The 427-nt window shown below is 49.6% G+C and carries 1 protein-coding gene; it reads right to left on the bottom strand.

The genetic code is table 11. The annotated features are described in order from the left end of the window. Window positions 1-172 precede the first annotated feature (172 nt). The coding region (locus H4J77_RS19655; protein ID WP_220469450.1) for a hypothetical protein at window positions 173-427 on the bottom strand (255 nt) is incomplete at its 5' end.

A 427-nucleotide genomic window follows, 5' to 3' on the forward strand; every position in this document is an offset into this window, starting at 1 on the left:
AGGCAAGAGCAGACCTATTTGAATACATCGAGCGGTTCCATAATCCTAGGATGCGACGTAGAGTTGCTGCGCAGGATCAAAAGCTCTTAGCTGTTTTATAACCGTCCGTGGAAACGGGGTAGAACCCCTCGAAGGGCGGCGTAACGTAAGGAATCTCATCGAACCAGTGGTGCTAATTCAGGGGAAAGGTCACTACCGCGAAGGAGTAGCTAAATTTTTCTTTTGGAGGAATACTTTTGATCAGCACGACTGGAGTGACTTCAATTGCTGAAGTGACAATGTTAGCGCCCGCAATTTTGATGGCGGCGGCAAAAACTGAGTGCAACACCTGACCTTTCCGGTACGGTGCTGCCCTATGTCTTATTCCGAACTCAGCGTTGCAGAGCGTGCCACCATTCAAGTTAGTCATGCCCAAGGCCTCAGCTTG

This window comes from Pseudomonas sp. 5Ae-yellow, assembly GCF_014077575.1.
Taxonomy (GTDB): Bacteria; Pseudomonadota; Gammaproteobacteria; order Pseudomonadales; family Pseudomonadaceae; genus Halopseudomonas; species Halopseudomonas neustonica.